We start from the raw sequence: 23,315 nt of genomic DNA, 5'->3' as shown, positions 1-23,315 counted from the left end.
GAATCGATCTACGCGCAACGGCACTGAACGGCATACAACGGCAGACAACTGCACCACGTATGTCCCGGTAAATGCATATACCCCAGCAAACACCGGGTCTCTAGAGGTCCGCCGTCCGTCCTGGCAGATGGAGGCTCCATTTAGAGCGGCGAGGCGTGTCTAGGCCCGTGTTTCCGGGCGTTGCGGGTCGACCCGATGGTTTGACCCCACACCACTGGGTGACCCCTGTTTCGATACAGGGTCAGCGATCTTGGAGCGAGCGTTGGACATTGGATGTTTGAATCGCCCCGGGTTTCTCGGGGCACGCCAGAGGCTCGCTAGACCCGGGGCGATTCAGTTTGGGGTAAGCACCATCCTAGCTGCTGGCGACGTGCGACCGTTGGCACCGCGGCCCCGCGGTTGCCAGCCGCTTCGTCGGGGATAGGTTCGTTATAGGAGGTACGGCATGGCGGAGGCGGGTTTGCAAAGGATACCCATCTTGGGACGGCCCGCTGCGGTGGCGGTCGAGCGGGCGGCGTCCACGGTGATCTCGGCTGGCTTGGGTCGGCATGACTCGGCGTTCACGCCGGGCCAGCCAGTGTGGACGAGCGAGCACGCGGACGAGAACGGCCTAGTCGCGATAGCCATCCTCATACGCTGGGCGCGGCACAGCATTAGCTACTTGATGCCAGTTGCGCGGCCTCCCGGCCCTGCGCGGCGAAGTCCGAACGCCGTTCGGCGACCCAGGCCTGCGACCGCCGCAAGCTGTCGGTCGAACCCGAGAAGTGCGGGACAACGAAGCGGGCCATCAGCTCGAAGCTGTCGCGGACTTGGTGCGGTGATGCCCAATCCTGCACGTTCACCAGCAGGGTGCCGAATCCGCCGCTCTCGTCGAGCAGTCTCTCGATCCCCTCGATGACATCGTCCGGCGAACCGATCAGGGCCGTCCCGGCCTCGACGGCTGCCTCGACCTCGCGTCCCTCCGGGAGAGTGGCCGACGCGCCCATGGTGCCGATCACGTAGTCGCGGAACCAGGCGCCCATGCCACCGCGCACCTGCTCGAACGCCTTCTCACGGGTCTCGGCCACGTGGGTGCAGATCGCGACCCGCCACGACGCCCGGTCCACGCTGGTACCCAGCTTGGCCGCCTCGTCCTGGCCCGCGGCCCACAGAGCGCTCAACGGTGGCTCGACCATGCCCGGCCGGCCCGCGAAGTTCAGCGGACTGAGACCGTATCTGGCCGCGAGCCGCATGCCCCGCTCGGAGCCGGCGCTGGCCACGGCAATGTCGAATCGCGGCCGCTGGTAGGGGCGAACCGCCAACCGGGCGTCGTTGAGTTCGAACCAGTCGGTCTTGCGGTTCACCGGCTCGTCGCTGGTCAGCAGCTCGACAATGGCCTCGAGCGACTCGATCATCATCCGGCGCTGGTCGGTCGCCGCGATGCCGAACATCGAGGCGTCGGCGGGAGAAACGCCGGCGCCGGCACCCATCATGATTCGGCCACGGCTCTGCTGGTCGAGCTGCACCAACCGGCTGGCCACCATCATCGGGTGGTGGTAGGGCAGGCTGACCACGCCGGTTCCCAGCATGATGCGCCGGGTGCGTTCCACCGCGGCGGCCAGCAGCACCTCGGGTGAGCTGACCGGAGCCCAGCCGCCGGAGTGGTGTTCGCCCACCCACGCCTCGGCGAACCCGAGCTCGTCGAGCCATTCGATCAGTCGGAGGTCGCGTCGGATCGCGGCACTCGGATCCTCCCCGAGGGCATGGAACGGCGGAATGAAGGCGCCGAATTTCAGGCTCATGGTTGCTCCTTTGCGTTGGTGGTGGTGCCGGCTGCGTCGGCGAAGCCGGTGGATCCTGCCCGGGTGTGGACCGGGGCCGACTGTTCGAGCGGCGGTTCGGACAGTGCCGCCTTCAGGTGCCGAGCGAGTTCGCCGACGTGAGGGGCTCGCATGATCGAGTAGTGCGTTCCGGGCAGCTCGATCATGCGGGCGTCGCCGGACATCAGTGCCAACCAGGATTCGGCAACCTTGTGGGCTCCGCTCGGATTCTCCGCTGCGAAAAGCAGCCGCACGGACCCGCGGTAGGGCCGAGGCCGATAACCCAGGAGGGCCTGCAGATTCCGGGAGAATCGTGAGAAGATCGTCTCGATCGTGGCGAGATCGACATCCTGGTCCAGCACACCGGACGTGTGTGCCCAGTCCAGCAGCAGCCGGGTGCCCGGGCCGTCGCTGTTTTGGAAATCCGTTGTCGAAGGGATGGACTCGTGATCGCCGAGGCCGGCCAGATCACGGCAGAACCAGGCCAGCAACTCCTGTTCCGTCAGCTGCTCGGGCGCCGGACCTGGCGGCTCCCCAAGGTCGATGCACAGCAGTTGTTCCACCACGAAGCCACTCTCTTCGAGCTGCCCGGCCACCTCCAGGGCCAGTGCCGCGCCCATCGACCAGCCGCCGATCCGGCATCGTCCGCCAGGCAGGCGGTGCCGGATGTCGTCGGCGTACCGGGTGGCCAGCTCGACCAGCGTGGCGCTGCCCGGGGCGTCGGCGGGCGGTGCCTGGACGCCGAACACCGGCCGGTCGTGCGGCAGCCGGGACACCAGATCGTGGTAGCAGAGCACGTCTCCGCCGACCGGATGCACCAGGACGAGCGGGGTCTCCTGCCCCTCGGACCGGATCGGAACCAGCGAAGTCTGCTCGGCTGCGTCCGCGCCGATCACCGTTGCCAGCGACCGGATCGTCGGGTGCGTGAAGAGAACTCCCAGCGGGTGCGACCGGCCGGTCCGCTCGTGCAGGCGTGCCACGAGACGGACGGCGTCGAGCGAGTTCCCCCCGAGATCGAAGAAGCTCTGCTCGACACCGACGGTCGAATCGGGAAAGAACTGCTGCCAGAGGTCGGCCAGCCACTGCTCGGTCTCGGTGCTCGGTGCCACCGCGGTGCCCGGCGGGTCCGCCACCGGACAGTTGCTTTTGACCAGCTTCGAGCGATCAAGTTTGCCATTGCTGCTCAGGGGCAATGCGTCCAGAGGCAAGATCTGCTGCGGCACGCAGTAGCTCGGCAGGGTGGCGTGCACGTGTGCGGTGACCTGCTCGGGGTCGACCACCGTACCGGGTTCGCCGACGACGTAGCCGATGATGCGCTTGGCCCCGGTACGGGACCCGGCCGCCACCGCCACCGCGGCAGCGACACCGGGCACTTGGCTCATGGCCGCCTCGATCTCACCGAGTTCGACGCGGTAACCGTTGATCTTGACCTGGGAATCGTTGCGTCCCAGGAACTCGATCACCCCGTCCGGCCGGTACCTGCCCTGGTCGCCGGTGCGGTACAACCGCTCGCCGGTCAACGGATGCACGACGAAGCTACGCCGGGTCTTGTACTCGTCCCCCAGGTAGCCGTGTGCGAGTCCGGCACCGGCGATGTAGAGGTCGCCGCTGACCCAGTCGGGACACGGCTGCAGTTCGCTGTTGAGGACGTGCCAGCGCTGGTTGGCCATCGGCAGGCCGTACGGGATGCTCACCCAGCTCGGGTCCACCGCGTCGATCGGGTACACGATCGACCAGATCGAGGCCTCGGTCGCGCCGCCCAGGCTCCAAATCGCAGCCTGCGGCAGCAGCGTCGAGATTCGCTCGGGCAATCGGACCGGAATCCAGTCACCGCTCATCATGACCAGCCTGATCGACTTCACCTCGGCACCCGCGGTAAGAGCGGACTCGGTGAACATCTCCATCAACGTCGGGACGCTGTTCCAGATGGTCACCCCGTGTCGCCGGACCAACTCAACCCAGCGGGCCGGTTCGCGATGATCGGAGGGACTCGGCAGCACCAGCGCGCCACCGACCGACAGCGGTCCGAAGACGTCGTACACCGACAGGTCGAAGTTGAGGGCCGACAACCCGAGCACCCGGTCCTCCGCGCCGGCACCACAGCGATCGTTGACGTCGCGGACGGTGTTCACCGCGCCGGCGTGTTCGATCATCACTCCCTTGGGCACCCCGGTCGACCCCGACGTGAAGATGACATAGGCCAAGCCGTCCGGTCGTGCCACCGGACGAGGTGCCGCGGCAGTGTCCGTCCGCTGGAACACCGCATCGTCGACGACGAATCTGCTGACGTTCGCGGGCCATTGCAGGTCGGCTTCGGGCCCCGGCTGGGTGATCACCGAGGTGACGCCGGCGTTGGCGAGCACCAGAGCCAGCCGCTCCGGCGGCAGACCGGCATCGACCGGCACGTAGGCGGAGCCGGCCTTGAGGATGCCGAGCACGGCCGCCACCTGCTGCCAACCTTTGTGCATTACGATCGCGACGAGCGAATCGCCCGGGGTCCCGGCCGTCATCAGCTGGTCCGCGATGTTCTCCGCGGCGCGGTCCAGTTCGCCGTAGCTCAGCGTCCGGTCCACCGCGATGACCGCGCAGCGATGCGGTTCGGTCGCCGCGACGTGCTCGAACCGCTGCTGCAACAATTCCGGTTGCCGTGGCACCTCCGTCCGATTGACCTGCGCACGCAAGGCAAGCTGCGACGGCGACGCCACGACGGCTGCTCGGCGGTGCCACGACGCGGGGTCCGTCGCCAGCTCGCGCACCAGCGCCACGTAGGCGTCGAACATCTGCCCGACCATCCCCGCCGGGAAGATCGCGTCGACGGAATCCCAGTTCAACTTTAGGGTTCCGTTGTCCTCGACGACCTGATGGTCCAGCCACACCTGGGGGGTCCGGATCGAGCTCGACACCTCGCGGCCTGCCGCGCCGAGACCGACGAGGTGCTGGGCGAGACCGCTGAACTGGGCGCTGTCACTGCGGGCACCGAAGTTGATGGTGCTGGCGAAGACCACCGGCATACCGGCCCGACCGGCGCTGCCCTGGTGCCGGTTCAACTCGCGCAGCACCTGCACGCCGCTGACGGCGCTGTGCTCCAGGTCCTGCCACAACTGGTGTTGTAGCCGGGTGGCCCGCACCGCGAAGGTCTCCTCCGGCGGACTCAGCACCTCGAGCAGCGTCGTGGCACTGAAGTTGCCGAGCACCCGATCGACGTCCGGATGCACCCGTTGCCGGTTGAAGAACAGGAGGTTCAGCGTGAAGTGACTGCTCTCCGACCAGGCCGCCAGGATCTGGGCGTACGCGGCACACAACATTGTCGACGGCGTCAGCCCGAGAGCTGCCGCCCCGTCCGCGAGCTGTTGCCACTCCGTGGTCGAGAGGGTGACAGACCGATGGGTGAACGTCGAATCCGTCAGCCGTCCGGGATCGACCGCGACGGGCAGCGCCGGTGCCGGTGGCAGAGTGTCCACCCGATCGAACCAGTACCGACGCGCCAGCTCGTGCGCACCGCCGCCCTCACGAGCGCGGATCGCCGAGGTGTAGTCACGGAACGTCAGGTCCAGCGGTGGCGCGGCCGGGACCCCGCGGTAGGCCTCGGCCCACTCTTGGAACAGCAGCATCGTGCTCCAGGCATCGATGATCAGCGCGTCGAATCCCACGTGCAATCGGGTCCATTCCCCGTCGATCAGGGTGGCACGGACATCGAACAGCGGCCAGGTCTGCGGATCGAGGACGGCGTTGCGACGCTCGGTGCCGATGGCGTCCAAGCGGCGCTGGGTGCCCAGATGGTCGAGTTCGCGCAGGTCTTCCATCGCGATGCGGTAGTCCGGGACATCGGCGAGCACCCGCTGGTGGCCGTCGGGCGTCATCACGGCGCGCAGCATGTCGTGACGTTCGATGCCCTGACGCAGGCCTCGTTCGAGCAGCTGCACATCGATCTCGGTGACGTCGACCTCGACGTAGAAGTAGGTCGAGGTCTCGCCCAGCTCGAACGCCCCGTCTCGTCCGACCAGATAGGCCTGTTGCAGATCGGTCAGCTCGAACGGTTCATGGCGGGCCGCCAGTTGCAGCTCGATCGGCTGCGGCTCGGGCGCGGCCGCCTCGGTGTCGTCGGAGCCCAACCCGGCCAGTGCCAGTTCCTGGATCTCGGCCAGGTCCCGAGCCTGCAGGAAGGTCACCAGCGGCAACGAGACGCCGAGGCGGCTGAACAGCCCGGACTTGATCTCCAGGGCCATCAGTGAGTCGAGACCGAGGTTCTGCAACGGTTCGTCGGTGACGAGCCGGGACGGGTCGGTGCCCAGGGCGCGCGCGACCACGGCCAGCACGATCTCGCAGGCGGAGTCGAGGTCCGGGGCGCGGGTCGCGGCCGGGCCGTCGGTGGCGAACGACGCCGAACCGGTCGGGGCGGCCGCGGCGAGCTGTTCCCGGACGGCGCGCTTGAGGGAAACCCCGGACGCCTCGATGAGCAGGGCCCCGTCCGGGCCGTAGAGCTTCACCCTGGCGACGATCATCGTCCGGTCGTCGGACACCAGGTCCAGCCTCGCCTGGCAGTGGGTGACCGTGCCCGCCGCCGGCACCGAATGAACCACGAAGCGGTCCATCCCGACGATCATGAACGTGGCGCCGGCGCCGATGTCCTTCGGCAGACAGCTGAACAGTGTCTGGAACAGCGCGTCGGTGAGACCGGGCGGCAGCAGGTACGTCCCTGCCTCGTCCGCCTGCGGCGCGCGCATCCGGGCGACGGCTCCGGAGGTGCTCCGCCACAGGTGCTCGACCCAGCGGGCGGACGGGCCGAGCAGCAGATTGCGCCGCCACATGTCACGGTAGAACGCATCGCCGGTCTGCTCGGCGGTGACCGACTCGAGTGCGGTCTCGCGCTGCCACGCCCCTCCGGTCAGCGTCGCCTCGACGGTATTGACGACGCCCCGGGTGTGTTCCAGCCACTGCGGCCGGTCCGGTCCCTGCCGCATCGAGAAGTAACCGAACCGCGATCCGCCGGCCGCCGGAGGGGTGAGCAGCAGCTGCGTCCGCATCGGCTGCTCCGGACTCGACACCAGGCTGTGCAACACGACCAGGTCGGTGACGGCGGTCGAGCCACGCCGGGGCGCGTTCTCGGCCCACGCGCTCAGCACCGCGTCGAGGTAGACGCCGATGTTGACGACCGGTACCCCGTCGAGAACACAGTCGGCCAAGCAGTCGTGGACCGCGGAATCGAGAATCGCCTCGTACTGCAGAACATCCAGCGGTGCCAACAGTCTGGTGCCGAGCAGCCGGGCCGAGGGTTCGCCCGGGCCGGCCGACGGCGCGGCGGCACGTGCCTCGCTGCGATGCGAACCGGCCTCGAACCAGAAGTGCTCGTGATCGAACGGGTAGGTGGGCAGCGCGACCCGTCGGCGGCCGCTGCCGTGGACGGCCGGCCAGTCGACGGTCGCACCGGCAGACCAGAGCGCGGCGGTCGCGTCGGCCAACATCGCCGCGTCGTCCCGACGGGGTCGCATCGACGCCACCGCGGTGATCTCGATACCGAGTTCGGCCGCCGCGGCCCGCGTCATGGTGGTGAGCGAGGGTGTCGGTCCGACCTCCAGGAACATCCGATACCCTTGTTCCATCAGGGTGTTGACGCCGGCGAGGAACTGCACGGGCCGGCGGGCGTGCTCGCGCAGGTACTCCGGCGTCAGTTCGGTGAGCGATGCCCCGGTGACGTTGGAGATGACCGGAATTCGGGCCGGGCCGAATCGGAGCGACGCGGCGGCGCGCTGCAGCGGATTCAGCGCCGGTTCGATCATGGGCGAGTGGAAACCGCGTTCCACCGGCAACCGGCGGTTGCCGATCCCGCGTGCCGAGCACGCCGCCAGCACGGCCTCGATGCCGTCGGTGGACCCGGCGATCGCGGTGTTCTCGGATCCGTTGACAGCCGCGATCGAAACCTCGTCGGCGACAGCCGCGATCAGCTCCATGACGGTCGTCTCGCCGGCACTGACCGATGCCATGGCCGCGGGCAGTCCGAAGCGGTGCATGAGCTCACCGCGCACAACGGCAAGGCCGATGCCGTCCTCGGGTGTCAGCATTCCGGCGACACAGGCCGCGACGAGCTCACCCACGCTGTGCCCGAGCACCGCCGACGGCTCGATCCCGCGGCTGCACCACAGCTGCGCCAGGGCGTACTCAACCGCGAAGAGGGCGGGTTGGGTGTAGCGGGTCTGGTGGATCAGGTCGGCGTCGGCCGGGTCCGGATCGATGATCGCGCGCAGATCGCGGTCCAGCGAATCGGCCACTGCGTCGGCCAATCTGTCTACAGCAGTACGGAAAACCGGTTCGTCGGCGTAGAGGGCGCGCGCCATACCGGGGTACTGCGCGCCCTGTCCGGTGAAGAGGAACACGACATCCGACCGGGTCTGGGGTCGCACACGGCCGGTGTGCGTCGTGACGCCCGGCACGCGCTCGCCCGCTACCTCGCCGAGCAGTCCGGCGGCCAGCTCCGCCGCCGATCCCGCGACGACCGCGAGCCGTTCACCGAACCGGGCTCGTCCGGTGTTGGCGGTGAAGCAGACGTCGGCCGGGTCGTCCGCGTCCTGCGCGGTGAGCGCCTGGGCATACCGCCGCGCCATCGCGGTGAGTGCCGACGGGGTGCGGGCCGACAGGGTCAGCACGTGTGTCGTGCCGGTGTCCGAGGGTTCTGCCGGTGGAAGTGCCGGTGCCTCGGCGACGATGACGTGGGCATTCGTTCCGCTCGCACCGAAGGAACTGATGCCGGCGATCCGCGGCAGCTCCGATCGTGGCCAGGTCGCACCCTCGGTGGGAATCTGCAGCTGCAGCTCGTCCAGCCCGATGTCGGGGTTGACGGTGTTCAGATTCAGGTGGGGCGGGATGCGCTCGTGCCGCAGCGCGAGAACCACCTTGATCAGTCCGGCCATTCCCGCCGCCGGTTCCAGGTGCCCGACGTTGGTCTTGACCGATCCCACCAGCAACGGCCCCGCGCCACTGCGATCTCCGAGTACCGCGTTCAGCGCGCGCAACTCGATCGGGTCACCCAGCGGTGTGCCGGTGCCGTGCGCCTCGACGTAGCTCACCTGGTGCGCCGCCACCGACGACTGCGCCAGAGCCGACCGCACCACTGCCTGCTGCGCCGACGCATTCGGCACCATGATGCCGCCGCTGCGGCCGTCCTGATTCACAGCCGAGCCCCGAATGACCGCCAGGATTCGGTCGCCGGCCGCCTCGGCGTCGGCCAGCCGTTTGAGCATCACGACCCCGCAGCCCTCGCTGCGGACATAGCCGTCGGCGGCCGCGTCGAAAGTCTTGCAGACCCCGTCGGTCGCGAGCATCTTCGCCTGCGACAGCACGACGAACCATTCCGGTGACAGCAGTACGTTCACCCCGCCGGCGAGGGCGGCATCGCACTCGCCCGACCGCAGGCTCTGGCAGGCGAGGTGCAGGCTGACCAGGGACGAGGAGCAGGCGGTGTCGACGGACAGGCTCGGCCCGTTCAGCCCGAGCCAGTAGGACGTCCGTCCGGCAGCGAATGTGCTGGCATTGCTGGTCAAACTGTATGCCTCGAGCTGTGTCGGATCCTGTTGCTGCAGCTGGGTCTGCAGATAGTCGTAGTTCGTGACGCCGAAGAACACCCCCGTCGCCGAGCCCGCCAGGGTGTCGGGTCGAATCGCGGCGTCCTCGATCGCCTCCCAGGTGACTTCGAGCAGCAGCCGCTGTTGCGGGTCCAGCGCCGCGGCCTCGCGCGCGGAGATGCCGAAGAAGGCGGCGTCGAACTGCGAGACGTCGGCCAGTAGGCCGGCGTACTCGGTGGTGATCTTGCCGGCCCGGCCGGGTTCGGCCGAGTAGTAATCCGCCGTTTTCCACCGGGTGTCCCCGATTTTGCTGATGCCGCTGCGACCGTCGCGCAGTAGCTCCCAGAACGCGGCCGAATCCTCGGCCCCGGGCATCCGGCAGGACATGCCGACGATGGCGATCGGGGATCGGTGAAGCTGCTTCTCGTGCGCCAACTCGGTGCGCAGCCGTCGCATCTCCAGGACGGCTTCGGCCAGAACGGACCGCTGTTGATCCTGATCGGTCATGCGGGTAAAGACCTTTCTGTGTCGGTGCCGGCCAACCGGATCTCATCGGCGAGCAGAGCCTGCAGATCCTGCGCGGACATCTCGTAGAGGGCTTCGGACGGTCGCGCAGGCGCGATCGGGGGTTCGGCCGGACCGGACACCACGGCGGTGGCGGCCGGCGACCCGATGTTCAACAGTTCCAGTAGATACTCGGTGAGCTGCCGGACGGTAGGCTGCTCGAACATCACCGTCGCCGCGAGCCTTCGCCCGAGGGCCGCCTCGATCCGCAGCCGGGCCGCCGTGGCCAGTCGCGAGTCCATGCCGATCTGGAAGAAGCCGGCGTCCAGGTCGACCTGGGCGGCGTCGGCGCCCAGCTCGGCCGCGACCGCGGCCAGCACGCAGGCGGTCAGCTCCGGCCGGCCCAGGACGGTCACCGGCGCCGGCAGTTCGACCAAGCCTGCGGGCTCGGCAACGGCCGGCTCCGGCCCCGCCGCTCGGGGCCGGGGCAGCGGGAACACCGTTTTCTCGTAGGGATAACCGGGCAGGCTCACCACCCGTGGTTGCTGCTCCCACAGCGTCCGCAGGTCCACCGGCAAGCCGGCGCAGTGCATCGCGGCGACCGCCGCCAGGCCGCCGGTGGCGTCATCGGCGTCGCGGTGCATCGCGGTGACGGCAACGCCGCGGCGACCGGCTTCTTCCAGCGCCTGTTCGACCGCACCGGTCAGGACGGGGTGCGGGCTCAGCTCGAGGAACACGTCGTGCCCGGAGCCGATGAGCTCCGAGGTCGCCGGCCAGAACAGCACCGGGTCGCGGAGGTTGGCGACCCAGTAGCCGGGATCGAGTTCGCTGCCGTCCAGGAACGATGCCGTGACGGCCGACATCATCGGAACGCTCGCCTTTCGGGGTTCCAGGCCGGTCAGGCAGTCGAGCAGATCCTCGGTCAGCGGATCGACCTGGGGGGAGTGCGAGGCGACGTCGACCTGTACCAACTTGGTGAATACATTGCGCTCCCGCAGCAGATTCGCGATCCGGCCCAGGGTCGCCGGGTCACCGGACAGCACGGTCGATCGCGGGCTGTTCACGACGGCGACCGAGACCTGGCCGGCGTGCTCGGCCACGACCTGCGCGGCCTCGGCCTGGTCCAGGCCGACGACCAGCATCTGACCCTGGCCGCTGATCCGCCGCAGCAGCCGGCTGCGGAGTCCGATCACCCGCGTCGCGTCGGCCATCGACAGGGCGCCGGCCACCTGCGCGGCAGCCACCTCGCCCATGCTGTGGCCGAGTACGGCGTCCGGTGTGATCCCGAATTCGCCCAGTATGGCAGCCAATCCGACCGACACGGTGAACAGCGCCGGCTGCACCAGTGCGACATCGCTGTCCGGGCCGCCGATCCGGTCGAGTTCACCGAGCACCGACCGGCCGATCCAATGCCGGAAGTGTTCGTCGGCCTCGCTGACCACCTGCCGGTAGGCCTCGGACCGCTCGAAGAGTGCCCGGCCCATGCCGGCGCGTTGCGCCCCCTGCCCGGGGAACACGAACACCGTGCGTCCGCTGATCGGCGGCGAGCACCGGTCGGTGTACACCCCGACGGACGGCGCGCCGGCGAGCCAGCCGGAGAGTTCGCGCCCGGCCTGGCCTGCCGAATCGGCAACGACACACAGCCGGAACTCGTGTTGGGTCCGCCGCTGGGCAGCGGTGTGGCAGAGATCTGCGAACAGCTGCTCATGGGCCGGCGGGCGCAGCAGGAAATCGCGGTAGGACTCGGCCATCCTCTTCAGCCCGGCCTCGGACGGCGCGGACAGGGCCAGCAGGCAGGGCCGGGTGCGCAGCTGCGCCGGGGCGGCATCGCGCTCCGGTGCGGGACCCAGAATGGCGTGCGCGTTGGTACCGCCGGCTCCGAATGCGCTGACCGCGGCGAAGCGACGCTCGGCCGGCTCGTCCCAGGCGGTGAGCTCGGTGGGTATGAAGAACCGGCTGTCGGCCAGTTCGATGTTCGGGTTCAAGGTGCGGAAATGCAGGTTCGGCGGCACCGTCCGGTGGGCCAGTGCGAGTGCTGCCTTGACCACTCCGGTGAGGCCGGCGGCGGCTTCGAGATGCCCCAGGTTGGTTTTCACCGATCCCAGCCCGCATCGTCCTGCCTGGTCGGCGGCCTGCCCGTAGACCGCGGTCAGCGCCTCGACCTCGATCGGATCGCCCAGCGACGTACCGGTGCCGTGTGCCTCGATCAGCGTGACCTGGTCCGGCCGGACGCCGGCGGCCGCCACGGCACGTTCGATGACCCGTCGCTGGGACAGGCCGTTGGGCGCCGCGATCCCCTGGGTCATGCCGTCCTGATTGATGGCGCTGCCGTGCACCACCGCCCAGACCCGGTCGCCGTCGCGGACGGCGTCCGACAACCGTCGGACGACGACGGCCACCACTCCCTCACCGCGGGCGTAACCGTCCGCCGCCGCGTCGAACGTCCGGCACCGGCCGCCGACGGCGACCGGCAGACCGACCTGGTGGGACCGGGCCGCGACGGGAGAAAGGATCAGGTTTACCCCGCCTACCACGGCACGATCGCATTCCTGCAGGCGCAGACTTTGGCACGCCAGGTGCAGCGCGACGAGGGAGGACGAACATGCCGTGTCGATCACCATGCTCGGCCCGTGCAGGTCCAGCGCGTAGGAGAGCCGGTTAGCGATGATGCAGTTGGCGTTGCCGACCACTGTGTACATGTCCACGGCGTTCGGGTCGGCCAGGCTGAGCTGGAGGTGGTCGGTGGCGTTGGCGCCGACGAAGACGCCGGTCGCACTGCCGGCCAGCATGCCCCGGGTGCAGCCGGCGTCCTCCAGCGCGGACCACCCGACCTCGAGGAACAGCCGTTGCTGCGGGTCGAGCCGCCGGGCCTCGCGCGGCGCCACCCCGAAGAAGCCCGGGTCGAAGGACTCGACATCGTCGAGAAAACCTGCCGAGAGCGGGGGATCCTGCGGTGTGGCACCCTCGACCTCGGCCGGTGTGCCCCAGCGGCCGGTCGGAGCGGTGACGACGCCGTCCACGCCGGTGGCCAGCAGCTGCCAGAAGTCCTCGGTCGACCGGACGCCGCCGGGCAGCCGACAGCCGATGCCGACGATGGCGATGGGCTCCCGGGCTCGTTCCAGGGTGTCGGACAGGCGATCGCGCAGGTCGTGGGCGATCGCCACGGCGCGACTCAGTCGCGGGTCGGGTCGATCGGCGGACGGGGCGAGATTTGGCATGTCAACTCTGTCCAATCCAGCTGGCGAGGTCGTCGAGTTCGCGGTCGATGTCGGTGGCCGGGACGCCGACGGGCTCGGGCCTGACCACGGGCGACGCCGGTTCGGCCCGAGCCGCCGGCGCTGCGTCCGGTTCGGCGAGGGAGAGCTCGTGGAGCAGGAACCGGGCCACCGCTCGGACTGTCGGGTAGTTGAAGGTCAGGCTGGCCCGCAACCGCAGGCCGAACAGCGCCTCGAGGCGGTTGCGCACTTCCAGTGCCATTGCCGAGTCCAGGCCGAGTTCCCGCAGCGGCTGTTCGGTGTCGATCCGGTCCGGTTCGAGCCGGACGGCGGCGGACACCTCGCCGAGCACGAGCGCGATCGCGGCGGCGGACCGGGCCGACGCCGTGGTGAGCTCGCCGATGGCGGTCCGTGCCGGAGCCTCGGCCGGGTGTGCGGCCTCGACGGTGGGATCCGCCGAACTCGTCGCGGTGAACGCGGCGAGGTCGATCTCGCTCAGGCGGATACCGCGCAGTGCCACGACGACGGACCCGTCGGCCGCACACACGTCGACATCGACTGACCCCAGCTCCGTCAGCGGGGTCGGGTTCCGGCGGCTGTGTACCCGGGCCGGTCCGGTCAGCGGCCCGCCGACGACGATTTCGTCGACCGACCGGGATACCAGCGTCACCCGCGGCGTGCCGGCGTCGGGTTCGGGTTGCACGGCGAGGGCGGTCTGCAGGGCGGCGTCCAGCAACGCCGGGTTCAGCAGGCAGGTCTCGTCCCCGGTGCGCCCGGGCGGCACCGCGATTTCGGCGACAGCCTCACCCTCGCGGGAGTGCACGCCGACGAGGCCGCGGAAGCCAGCACCCAGATCGAGACCGGTCTCGGCCAGCTGGTGGTAGAAGGTCTCGGCGTCCCGGTACCGCGTGAGAGCCGGGGTCAACTCGGTCAGGTCCAGCGCCGGTGGCCGTGCGTAGCCGTCGAGCCGACGGGCGCCGGCCTCGGCGACGCAGTGACCGAGCGCGTACACCCGCACGATCAGGGCGTCACCGGAGTCGCTAGCCTGGATCTGGAGCGCAACACCCGTGCCGTCGTCGTCCAGTCCGAGCGGCCGGTGGAACACCACGTCGGACAGCAGCAGACTCTCCGATTCCAGCAGCTGGGCCGCGGCGGAACTGATGAGCTCGAGATGGACCGCACCGGGGACCACAGCCGACCCGCCGAAGCGGTGGTCACCGATCGAGGAGACCTGGGTGCCGAGCCGGATCTGCCAGTAGTGCACACCGGGTTCGCCGACCGGGTCCAGCCGTTCGGACAGCTGCAGACCCCTAATGATCCGGTGGTGGCCGAGGCCGCCCGGCGCGATCGCCGGCCAGTGCCGCTGCCGATCCCAGGGATAGCCGGGCAGCTCTAGATTGCTGCGAGCGGGTGGGGCGGTGCTGCCGCGGGCGAAGCCGACGCCGTGCGCCCACAGTGCGCCCAGTCCGCCCAGCATTGTCTCGCGGCCGGGGGCGTCACGGCGCAGCGACGCAACGGTGACCGCGGCCGTCCCCGACTGGGTTGCGACCGACTCGATCGAGGTGAGCAGCACCGGGTGCGGGCTCATCTCCACGAACGCCGTCGTGCCCCGCTCGATCAGCGCCGCGATCTGACTGCCGAACAGCACCGGCAGCCGGAGGTTGTCACACCAGTACTGCGGGGTCAGCCGCGAGCCGTCCTCGACCTGCCCGGTCACCGTCGAATACATCGGTACGAGCGAGGCAGAACCGCTCACGTCGTCGAGCAGCTCACGGAGTTCCGGCAGCAATCCGTCCATCTGGGGACTATGCGAGGCGACGTCGACCTTGACCCACCGGCAGAATTCGCCCCGACCCTCGAGTCCCGATCTGATCTCTTCCAGCGCCTGCTCGTCACCGGAGAGCACCGTGGAACGTGGGGAGTTGCTGACCGCGACCGAGACCAGCTCGCGGTGCGGATCGAGCGCGTCCTGCAGTTCCTCGACGCCGAGCTCGACCGAGAGCATCGCGCCCCGGCCGCTCATCCGGCGCATCAGGCGACTGCGCACGCACAGCACCTTCACGGCGTCGCGCAGCGTGACGGCGCCGGCCACGTAGGCGGCAGCCGCCTCGCCCATGCTGTGCCCGATCACCGCGGCGGGCTCGACGCCCCAGCCGCGCCAGGTCTGCGCGAGGGCCACCTCGATGGCGAACAACACCGGTTGCAGCACGTCGATGTCGCTGACGTCAACGTCCGGTTCGGTACCCAGCAGCACACCGGTGATGGAGTAGGACACGAATTCCCGGGCCGCCGCGTCACACCGGTCAATCATGGCGGCGAATACGGGTTCGTCGGCGTAGAGATCACGGCCCATGGTCAGCCACTGCGAACCCTGACCGGGAAAGACGAAAGCGACACCGCCCGGACGCCGCGTCAGGCTGCGTGCGCTGATGGCTCGCGCGGACGAACCACCGCCGCCGAGCTCGATCAGCTGCTCGCACAGATCGCCGATGTCCTCGGCAACCACAGCGAGGCGATGCGCACCGTCGGCACGACGAGCAGTCGTCCACACCACCTCGGCAAGACTCGTCGTGCCCGGTTCGCGGTGCAGCGCCGCGGCCAGTTCGACTGTCTGCTGCCGCAGCGACTGCGCCGACCGTGCGGCGATCGTGACGAGATCGGGCCGGGACGCCCGCGCCTCGGTCGATCGCCCGAGCCGGCCGGGCACCCGGCGCAGGCAGGAGAGCTCATCGGGCCGGCGGCCGGAGCCGAGCACGGTCGCGGCGCTGTCCGTCTCGCGGACGCTCTGCGCGAGCGCTTCGGTGAGAACCGGGTTCGCGCTGATCTCCAGCAACAGATCGCAGCCGGCGTCGAGTGCGTGCCGGGTGGCCGCAGCCAGCAGAACGGGCCGGCGCAGATTGGTCGCGAAATAGTCACCGCTCAGGCCGGCGCCGTCCAGGGGCAACCCGGTGACGGTGGAGATCATCGGGATCCGACCGGGGTGCAACCGGATCGAGCTGATCGCGGCCCGCAGGTCGGGCAGCACCGCGTCGATGGCTGGGCTGTGCGCGCTGACGTTGACCCTGATCATCGCTGCGGATCGGCCGAGGGCCTTGACCCGGTCGATCGCCGGGGCGAGGTCGGCGACCCGGCCGGCCAGTGCGGTCGATCTCGGTCCGTTCTCCGCGGCGATCACGAGCCGGCCGTCGAGAACCTCCGGCAGTGCGGCCGCCTCCTCCGGAGTGATCTCGGCGATGGCCATTCCGGAGTCCGGTCCGGAAACGCGTTTCTGCTGCGCGCAATAGTGGAACAACAGCCGGACGGCGTCGGGTAGATCGATCATGCCGGCGATGACCGCGGCGGTGATCTCGCCCAGACTGTGGCCGAACACCATGTTCGGCAGTACCTCGCGAGAGCGCAACCACTCCGCGATGCCGAGCTGCACCGCGAACTGCAACGGCTGCATGACGGTCACATCGTCGGCGTCGAGACGGTCCTCGTCCTGAAACAGCACCTCGGCGAGCCGGATCGGACTGTGCAGTCGGTATTCGGTGCTCACCAGGCCGAACCTGTCCCGGAATACGGGTTCGTGGCGGTAGAGCTGGCGTCCCATACCCAACCAGGCATGCCCGTGCGGTGAGCAGACAAATGCGATGGCCGACGCGGGGACGACGGCCTCGTCGAGCTCCGGCGGTGACACCGGCTCGGCGTCGTCCCAGCCGGCGAGGACGGCATGCACGTTCGTACCGCCCCAGCCGAAGGCGCTGACCCCGGCCAGTCGGGCCGCAGGCGGTGCCGGCCAGTCGAGCAGCTCGGTCGGCACCCGGAGACCGAGCTCGTCGAAGCGGATGTCGGGATTGGGTTCGATCAGGTGCAGGTTGGGTGGAATCTGCCCGTGTCGTACAGCAAGAACGGTCTTGATGAAACCGGCCACGCCCGCCGCGGCCTCCAGGTGACCGATGTTGGACTTGACCGAACCGATCAGCAGCGGTTCACCCGTCCGGGCAGTTCCGAGAACCGCGCCGAGCGCGTCGGCCTCGATCGGATCGCCCAGTGCGGTGCCGGTGCCGTGGCACTCGACGTACTGGACCGCCGACGGCGCCACCCCGGCCTGCGCGCAGGCCGAGCTCAGCACGTCCTCCTGGGCCGACGAGCTCGGCGCGGTGAGACCGTTCGTCGGACCGTCGTTGTTCGCGGCGGTTCCCCGAACGGTGGCCCAGATGCGATCCCCGTCGGCCAATGCCGAGGACAGCCGCTTGAGCACCACGACACCGCAACCCTCGCCCCTGCCGAAGCCGTCCGCGCGTGAGTCGAAGGTCTTGCACCGGCCGTCCGGGGACAGTCCGCCGAAGCCGGTGAGCGCCGCGGTCGTCCGCTGGCCGAGAATGAGGTTCACCCCACCGGCCACGGCGGTGTCGGACTCGCCGAGCCGCAAGCTCTGACACGCCAGGTGTACCGCGAGCAGCGACGACGAGCAGGCGCTGTCGATGGTAACGCTCACTCCGCGCAGGCCCAGCACGTAGGACAGCCGGTTCGCGATCATGTTCGAGGCTTGACCGGTGGCCGTGTGTGCGCCCGGTGGTACCTCCGACGCCGACAGCAGATCCGCGAAGTCGTGCCAAATCGCCCCGATGAACACACCGGTTCGGCTGTCGACGAGGTCGTGGTCGGTCAGGCCGGCGTTCTCCAGTGCTTCCCAGGCGACCTCCAGCAGCAGCCGCTGCTGCGGGTCCATCTCGGCTGCCTCGCGAGGAGATATGCCAAAGAATACCGGGTCGAACTCGTCCGGAGACCAGTCCAGGTAGCCGGCTTCGACGGGGATCTGGCGCCCACCGACCGACGGCATCGCGGCTGCCGGGATCAATCGCCGGCGATTCGAGGGCACCGGTCCGACGCCGTCCCGGCCCGCTGTCAGCGAATCCCAGAACGCCGACGGGTTGTTCCCGGTCGGGAACCGGCAACCCACCCCCACGACGGCGATGGGTTCGTCGGTGACACCTGGCGGTGTCCGGGGGCCGGCGGGTGCGGTGGGCGGGACCGGGGCGTTCGACGCCACCACGTGGGCGGCGAACTCGGCGAGGGTCGGATACTTCCAGACCGCGGTCGGGGAGATCCAGGTGTCGAATCTGGCGCTGAGTTCTTCGACCAGGGAGCGAGCCCGCAGCGAGTCCAGGCCGGTGTCGACGAAACGGGAGTCTGCTGTGAGCGTCTCGGGATCGGAGCCGACCAGGATGCCGATACCGACCTGCAGCGCGCGCAGGACCGAGTCCACGGACGGAGCGGGCATGGCAGTGATCCCTTCTGAAAGCGTGCTGCGGCGCGCTGCCGTGCACCGAGGACACCGGGTCGGCCCGGTACTGGACATCGGTCGAATGCCCCCGTCGAATCGGTTGACGCGGGTTGCAGAACGTGGTGCCCGGGGGAGGGGACAGCGGGGTCGGCGGACGAAACGGTTCGCGGGGGAAGGCAGATCAGCTGGCGGGACTAGCAGCGCTGGGGGAGAGCGATGGCACCGGTGTGGGGATCAAACCGGGGACCTGCCCTGACCTCGACCGAGAGCGTCGCGGGCGTCGTGGACCGTGCCGCGGTGGCGCACACATGCCCTGTCGACAGGGGCACATCTGCAACAGCCCAGTCCGGGTTCGGGTGCCCGCGCGAGCCCGGCAGGCCCACGTAGCAGCTGCCCAAAGCCCGGTTGAGCCCGCTGCCGCGACCTTTGAGGTACGCCTCTTTGCGCACCCAGCAGCCGAGGATCGCCCGATCTCGATGGGGAATCGCCACCCGGGCGAGTTCGGCGAGCTCCCTCGGGTGGAGCACCTCTGACAGCTGCGCCGAACGCCAACTGCGGCCACCGGCCGGTTCGGCGTCGACACCCACCGGTTCGGACGACAGCGCCACGACAGCCAGCCCGCGGGTGTGGCTCAGTGACAGGTGCAGCTCGTCGGAGCCCGCCAGGACCGGCTTGCCGTGCGGGCCGCCGCACCGCTCACACGGTGCGGCGGCCAGCGCCACCCGCGCCGGATCGACGCACAACTGCTCGCCCAGCACGCTGCGCAGGATCAGATGAGCCAGCAGATAGGCCGCCCGGTGAACGCCCTGCGGGGCGCGGGCCAGTTCGGCCGCGGTCAGCACCCGACGCGCCCGCAGCTCCAGGCGGTGGGAGGGTTCGGCGGCTCCGACGGGTGACACCCAGACACGCACCAACCCACGGGGCAGAGGTTCGACGCGGTTACGCAGGGCGTATCTGCACTCCGTACCGATCATTTGTTCCCCCGATTCCCGTGTGGTGTTTCTCGCCCTAGCGCCCGGCGGGGGCGGTAGTTGCGGCCGGTGCCTGTTCGGCACCGGCCGCCGGGCTCGGCGGCCGTCCGGGAAGCCACCGAAGTGAAATGAGCGCGACCGCGAGGGCCACGACCGCGGCAATGACCATCGAGATGTGCATGCCGTGCAGATAGGCGTCGACGCTTCGGCTCCGCAGGGCGGAGGCGTTCAGGCCTCGCCCCGCCGCGGTGGCGATCGCCTGCTGGGTGGCTCCCACCGAGCCACGGGCCGCGGTGCGCAGGTCGGCCGGCAGGATGTTCACCGCGCTGCCCAGGGACGAGCGGTAGGCGACGCTGAGCACGCTGCCGATGACCGCGACGCCGAGTGCGGCACCGACCTGGCGCAGCGTCTGCGAGACCGCCTGGCCGGCGCCGGCCTTGGGCAGCGGCACGACCGACATCAGCGCACCGGTCGCCGGAGCCATGATGCAACCCCAGCCGAGGCCGAAAAGCAGCTGCAGGACGACGATCACCGCAACCGAGGTGCCCGCGCCGCACAGTGCGTAAAGACCGAAGGTGACTGCCATCGCGATCGCGCCGGCCGCGACCACGGTGCGACCGCCCACCAGCGGCACCAGCTTGGGGCACCGGGACGACATCGCCATCGACCCGATACCCATGGGAAGCATGAGCAGGCCGGCCTCGAATGCGCTGTAGTCCCGGATCGACTGGAAGTAGAAGGTCAGGATGAAGATCGCACCCATGAGGCCGAAGAACGACAGCGCGATGGCGGCGGTGCCGGCCGTGAAGCGGGATTTGCTGAACAGGCTCATGTCCAGGGCCGGGGCCGGGACGCGACGCTCGATCGGGACGAGCACGAGCAGCAGCACGACGCCGACGACGAGGCCGGCCACGGTCTTGGGCGCCGTCCAGTCGTCGTTCTCCCCGCCGGTCACGATGCCGTAGACGAGAGCCGCGATGGCCAGGATGGACAGGACTAGTCCGGCCGGGTCGAAGTGGGTGTTGTTCGGGTTCTTCGACTCCGGAATCCAGAGCTGGATCAGCACGACGCCGATGACCACCAGCGGGACGTTGACCAGGAATACCGAGCCCCACCAGAAGTTCGCGAGCAACGCACCCGCGACCACCGGACCGACCGCGAACGCTGCCCCCGCCGCACCGGCCCACACCGCGATGGCCTTGGCCCGCTCGGCGGGTGGGAACACGTTGAGGATGATCGCGAGGGTCACCGTCGGCACGGCGGCAGCTCCCACGCCCATGAACGCGCGACACAGGACAAGCTGGCCGATCGAGCCGGACAGCGCGGCCAGCAGCGACGCGACCCCGAAGATGACCAGGGCCGCCATGAGCGTTCGCTTGCGGCCGAAGCGGTCGGCGCACACGCCACCGGTGAAGATGAACGCCGCGAAGGTGATCATGTACGAGTCGACGCACCACTGCAGCGCGGCCTGGCTGGCCTTGAGCTCGCGTTGGATCGGCTGCAGCGCGACGTTGAGGATGGTCAGGTCCATCACGACGACCAGGACGGCGATGGCCAGCAGGAACAGGATGGACCGGCGTTGCCGGGTGGTGGTCTCGGTGGGAGTCGTCACGGGGAGGAGCCTTCCAACTGTGCGGGGTGGATCAGGTGTTCGAGCTGCGGGCGTCCGTGTTCGGCCGCGGTCAGATCACTGTGCCCACGGGACTGGCAGCTTGTCGCCGGTGCCCGTGATCGCGTTGCCATCGGGCAACATGGCGACCAGAGCCTCGGCGTCACCGTCACCGGTGGTGAATTCGCGGACGACGCCGCCCGGGACGACCAGGGCCTCGCCGACCGTGACCGTGGAGGTTTGGTCCTCGGCGGTGAACGTGAAACTGCCCTTCACCGGCATCCAGACCTGGTCTCGATCGATAGTGTGGGAAGGGGAGGATTTACCCGTGGGGAGGTTTACTCGCCAGGTGCTGACTTCGTTGCTGCCCTGCGATGGTGCGGCCAGTCCGACCATCACGGCGGCGGGGGTGGCGACTGTGCGTTCCTCGGTGGCGGATACCAGCTTCACGTACATCTCCTTAGACAAGTTACTTTACTCATGGAGAGTAAAGCGCATTGACTCATAGCGGTCAACCAGCGGTTAAGGGGTTAACTGATGAACGTGGGGCAAGCCGCCGGCAGCGACGACGCGCAGCCGGTGGACGTGGGTTCGGTGGAGCTGTTGTTTCAGCTGGGCATGGCGTTCCAGCTCATGTTGGAGAAGTTCGTACGCCGGATGGACGCGGCCGGCTACGCCGACCTGCGTCCGGTACACGGTCTGGTGTTCCAGTCGCTGCTGGCCGGGGCGTCGACCAGCAGCGAGATCGGCTCTGCCCTCGGTGTCACGAAACAGGCGGCCGGACAGTTCGTGAACGACCTCGAAGAGGCCGGCTACGTCTGCCGAACTGAGCACCCCGACGGTGGCCGGCGCAGACTTGTACGCCTGACCTTGAAAGGGCACCAGCACCTGCAGACCGCCGGTGCGCTACTGCGCGAGTTGGAGCAGGAACTGGAGAGCATTTTCGCCGACGGGTCCAGCGATCGGCTGCGGGCGGATCTGGCGCAACTGATTATGCGATTGGCGGACGGCCCGCTGCCGCCGTTCCGGCCGAATTGGTGATAGTCGCTCGCGATGGGATCGGCGTGTTATCTGGCTGACCGCAGCGGCGTCGGCGGCTTCCTGCGCTTCGCGGCGTGCGACGGGGTCGACCTACTGAACGCCGTCGGACCACTGCCAGCCAATTGAATTCCAGGCTACGGGCAACATGCTCGCCGGCAAGGGGCGGCTGGCGACCATCGCAGCAAGACCATGGTCCGCGTCGTAATCAGTCCGCTCTGCTCACTTCAAGCTCGCGGCTAGCGAAGGCAAGCCGGGGTCATCGGTCAGTGCGGGCGTAATGAGCGATCTTTCGGCACCTGACAAGCAGGCCGTTTCCGCCTCCGTTGTCACCGTCCGGCTTCCTGCCGCGTTCCACTCCATAAGCGGCGGCCGGAAGAATTTGCCGGTCGCCGGCGGCACCGTCCGTGAGGTCCTGACCGGCCTCGAGCAACAGTGCCCGGGCATCCTCGAGCGGCTGGTTGACCGGGACGGGGGCATGAAGCGCTACGTGAACGTGTACCGAAACGACATCGACATCCGCGGCCTCGACGGCCTGGAGACGATGGTGGCTGGCGAGGACGTTGTGTGGATCCTGCCCGCCATCGCCGGCGGCAGCGGGACTCGTGAGCCGGAAGTGGCGATGACCGACGTTCTGCCTGCTGAGTACTTCATCGACCCGGGACCGTCGCCGCACGCGGCGACCGCGAAGCTACGAGCCCAATGCCCGGTGCACCGTATCGACAACCCACCGGGCGCCGAGGCCTACGCGGTCCTCGGCCACAAGGTCGTCGAGGATGCCTTCGGTGATCCGCGCTTGTCGAAGGAGGCCGAGAACCTGCCCGCCCGCTACCGCGAGAAGGCCCAGGCCAAGAGCTTGCTCATGGTACGCAACCTGGGCTTCGCCGATCCGCCCGAGCACGCCCGGCTGCGAAAGCCCATCAGCCGGGCATTCCTGCCGGCCACCGTCGCTAAGCTGACTCCCCGAATTCAGAACATCATCGACGACTTGATTGACGCTTTTCCCGAGTCCGGCGAGATCGACCTACTTTCCGACTTCGGGCTGCCCCTGCCGCTGATCGTGATCTGCGAATACCTCGGAATCCCCGTCGAGGACCGGCCGCTGTTTCAGCATTGGAGCTACGTTCTCAGCCAGGACCCATTCCAGCTCAGCGATGAGGACCTGCACACTGCGAGCGAGCAGTTCACCCAGTACTTCACCGACCTAGCCCGAAACTTTCACGCGGGGCCTGTTGATCGTCGTTCTTGGGGCGGCAGCCTCTGTGGTTTCCGATTGTGCCGTGCGGGCAGGACAGTTTGGCCGAGGTCGCTCGGTGCGCCGGTTCCACGTGCCGGTGTGTTTCTGGTTGTCGAG

9 protein-coding genes are annotated in these 23,315 nt (G+C 68.9%); 2 read left to right on the top strand and 7 right to left on the bottom strand.

Annotated elements, in window-relative coordinates; genetic code table 11:
* Positions 1 to 653: 653 nt before the first annotated feature.
* The 7 genes from RM423_RS20860 to RM423_RS20830 form a co-directional block, all read right to left on the bottom strand.
* A complete protein-coding gene (locus tag RM423_RS20860) occupies positions 654 to 1,781 on the bottom strand; it encodes an LLM class flavin-dependent oxidoreductase (RefSeq protein WP_311424975.1) in 1,128 nt (375 codons plus the stop codon).
* On the bottom strand, positions 1,778 to 9,862 hold the full coding sequence (locus tag RM423_RS20855; protein ID WP_311424974.1) for a non-ribosomal peptide synthetase/type I polyketide synthase: 8,085 nt from the start codon (positions 9,860 to 9,862) through the stop codon (positions 1,778 to 1,780). The genes RM423_RS20860 and RM423_RS20855 overlap by 4 nt, the downstream gene beginning before the upstream one ends.
* On the bottom strand, positions 9,859 to 13,077 hold the full coding sequence (locus RM423_RS20850; protein ID WP_311424973.1) for a type I polyketide synthase: 3,219 nt from the start codon (positions 13,075 to 13,077) through the stop codon (positions 9,859 to 9,861). The genes RM423_RS20855 and RM423_RS20850 overlap by 4 nt, the downstream gene beginning before the upstream one ends.
* Position 13,078: 1 nt before the next feature.
* The gene (locus RM423_RS20845; RefSeq protein ID WP_311424972.1) at positions 13,079 to 18,340 is read right to left on the bottom strand and encodes a polyketide synthase; all 5,262 of its coding nucleotides are present in this window, start codon (positions 18,338 to 18,340) and stop codon (positions 13,079 to 13,081) included.
* Between the two features lie 197 nt (positions 18,341 to 18,537).
* A complete protein-coding gene (locus RM423_RS20840) occupies positions 18,538 to 19,242 on the bottom strand; it encodes a 4'-phosphopantetheinyl transferase family protein (RefSeq protein WP_311424971.1) in 705 nt (234 codons plus the stop codon).
* A 109-nt stretch (positions 19,243 to 19,351) separates the two neighbouring features.
* Positions 19,352 to 20,926, bottom strand: coding sequence for an MFS transporter (locus RM423_RS20835; RefSeq protein WP_311424970.1), 1,575 nt, complete (start codon positions 20,924 to 20,926; stop codon positions 19,352 to 19,354).
* A 75-nt stretch (positions 20,927 to 21,001) separates the two neighbouring features.
* Positions 21,002 to 21,379, bottom strand: a complete 378-nt coding sequence (locus RM423_RS20830; RefSeq protein WP_396327815.1) for a cupin domain-containing protein — start codon at positions 21,377 to 21,379, stop codon at positions 21,002 to 21,004.
* A gap of 81 nt (positions 21,380 to 21,460) precedes the next feature.
* Here RM423_RS20830 and RM423_RS20825 point away from each other — a divergent pair, with 81 nt between their 5' ends.
* A complete protein-coding gene (locus RM423_RS20825; protein WP_311424968.1) occupies positions 21,461 to 21,964 on the top strand; it encodes a MarR family winged helix-turn-helix transcriptional regulator in 504 nt (167 codons plus the stop codon).
* A 277-nt stretch (positions 21,965 to 22,241) separates the two neighbouring features.
* Positions 22,242 to 23,315 (top strand): MoaD/ThiS family protein (locus RM423_RS20820; RefSeq protein ID WP_311424967.1); only part of this gene is annotated, 1,074 nt, incomplete at its 3' end.

Source organism: Jatrophihabitans lederbergiae, from assembly GCF_031845305.1.
In the GTDB taxonomy this organism is placed as follows: Bacteria; Actinomycetota; Actinomycetes; order Mycobacteriales; family Jatrophihabitantaceae; genus Jatrophihabitans_A; species Jatrophihabitans_A lederbergiae.
This window is presented reverse-complemented; position numbering and strand designations above follow the sequence as displayed.